The following is a 1,918-nucleotide window of genomic DNA, read 5'->3' on the forward strand; positions in this document are numbered from 1 at the left end:
TGACCAGGGGTTTTGCTTTTGCGCGCGGAAAAGTGGCAAGCCAGCAGCGCTGCGGACGATAATCGAAAAACTTCGAGAGCTGCCGGGCGGCGTACTTCCGAGGGCATGGGAGACGCGATTTGCACTGTGCGCTCGTCTACAATAGCCGACAAATCCAGCCGAGCTCATTCATGTCCGATACCGATGTCCGTGGCCTGCAGGATCTTCCCCTGGAAGAACTGGTTGCTTGCCATGAGTGTGATCTGTTGATGCGCCGGGAACCCCTGGGTCCGGGCGAGAAAGCCAATTGTCCGCGCTGCGGTTTCGAGTTGGCCGCGCATCGCCATCAATGGAAACGCCGTTGCTTCGCGCTGGTTCTGACGGCGCTCTTCCTCTATATCCCAGCCAATTTCCTGCCGATCATGAATCTCAGCCTGCTCGGCCAGACCCGCAGCGATACGGTCTGGACGGGAGTGCTCGGTCTTTACGACAGTGGCATGCAGGGCGTCGCCATCCTGGTATTCCTGTGCAGCATGGTGATCCCGTTGGTCAAGTTGCTCTGCCAGTTGCTGGTGATGATCAGCGTGCGTTTCGGTATCGCCCGTCACATCGGCATGCTGCTCTATCGCGGCTATCACCATCTGCGCGAGTGGGGGATGCTCGAGGTCTACCTCATGGGCATCCTGGTTTCCATCGTCAAGCTGATCGACATGGCCGACCTCAGCCTGGGCGTCGGCCTGGCCTGTTTCGTGGCGCTGCTGTTCACCCAGGTCTGGCTGGAGGTCACCATGTCGCCGCACCAGGTATGGGAAGCGCTGGGCGGCGAGGACGACGATGCGCGCGCTTGATGCCGGAATTCTGGTGTGCGGCGAGTGCCACCAGTTGAATCGCGCCGACGGGGACGAGCATCCGCGTTGCAGTCGCTGCGGTGCGGTTCTGCACGCCCGGCGCCCAAACAGCCTCACGCGCACCTGGGCGTTGCTGATCACCGCGGCGATCCTCTACATACCCGCCAACCTGCTGCCGATCATGACGGTCAACCTCTTCGGCAGCGGAATGCCCGCCACCATCATGGAGGGCGTGGTCGAACTGGTGCATGCCGACATGTTCCCCATCGCCATGGTGGTGTTCGTCGCCAGTATCCTGGTTCCTACTTTCAAACTGGTGGGCATCGCCCTGCTGCTCTATTCGGTGCAGCGGCACCAGCCGATGTCGGCCCGCCAGCGTATCCTGATGTATCGCTTCATCGAATGGATCGGGCGCTGGTCGATGCTCGATATCTTCGTCATCGCCATCCTCGTGGCGCTGGTGAATTTCGGCAACCTGGCGAGCATCGAGGCCAACCTCGGCGCCGCCGCCTTCGCCAGCGTGGTGGTGCTCACCATGCTCGCCGCCGTGACGTTCGACCCCCGGCTGATCTGGGACAACACCAATCTGGATGACGAGAATGAGTGATCTGCCAAGTCCGAAGAAACACAAGACCTCGAACTGGTCGGCGATCTGGGTGCTGCCGCTGGTGGCCCTGGCTATCGGTGCCTGGCTGGCGTGGCGTGCCTTCGACCAGGCCGGCGTGGACATCCAGGTTCGCTTCGAGAGCGGCGACGGGATCCAGGCCAACAAGACCGAGGTGCTGTACAAGGGCATCTCGGTGGGCAAGGTGACCGACCTGCATGTCAGCAAGGACATCAAGGGCGTGGTCGCGACCATCGAGATCAAGAAGGAAGCCCAGGAATATCTGAGCAAGGACACCCGCTTCTGGCTGGTCAAGCCGCGCGTTTCCCTGGCTGGCGTCACCGGCCTGGAAACCCTGGTCTCCGGCGTCTACATCGCGGTCGATCCGGTGAAGGGCGAGAAGGAAGAACGCTACTTCACCGCGTTGAAGGAGCCGCCACCCCTTTCCGACAAGCTGCCCGGCCTGCACCTGACCCTCAAGGCCGAT

Annotated in this window: 3 protein-coding genes; all 3 read left to right on the forward strand. The window is 61.7% G+C overall.

Annotation, left to right across the window (positions count from 1 at the left end):
* Positions 1–119 precede the first annotated feature (119 nt).
* Complete coding sequence (locus HMPREF2914_RS24525; protein ID WP_011666770.1) at positions 120–827, forward strand: paraquat-inducible protein A; 708 nt, start codon at positions 120–122, stop codon at positions 825–827.
* Entirely contained in the window at positions 814–1,434 is a 621-nt protein-coding gene (locus HMPREF2914_RS24530) for a paraquat-inducible protein A (RefSeq protein WP_003107436.1), read from the forward strand. Before HMPREF2914_RS24525 ends, HMPREF2914_RS24530 begins: the two co-directional genes overlap by 14 nt.
* Positions 1,427–1,918: MlaD family protein (locus HMPREF2914_RS24535; protein WP_139148127.1), on the forward strand; the 492-nt coding region annotated here is incomplete at its 3' end. The genes HMPREF2914_RS24530 and HMPREF2914_RS24535, both read left to right, overlap by 8 nt.

The sequence above is a fragment of the Pseudomonas sp. HMSC067G02 genome, assembly GCF_001813485.1.
In the GTDB taxonomy this organism is placed as follows: Bacteria; Pseudomonadota; Gammaproteobacteria; order Pseudomonadales; family Pseudomonadaceae; genus Pseudomonas; species Pseudomonas aeruginosa.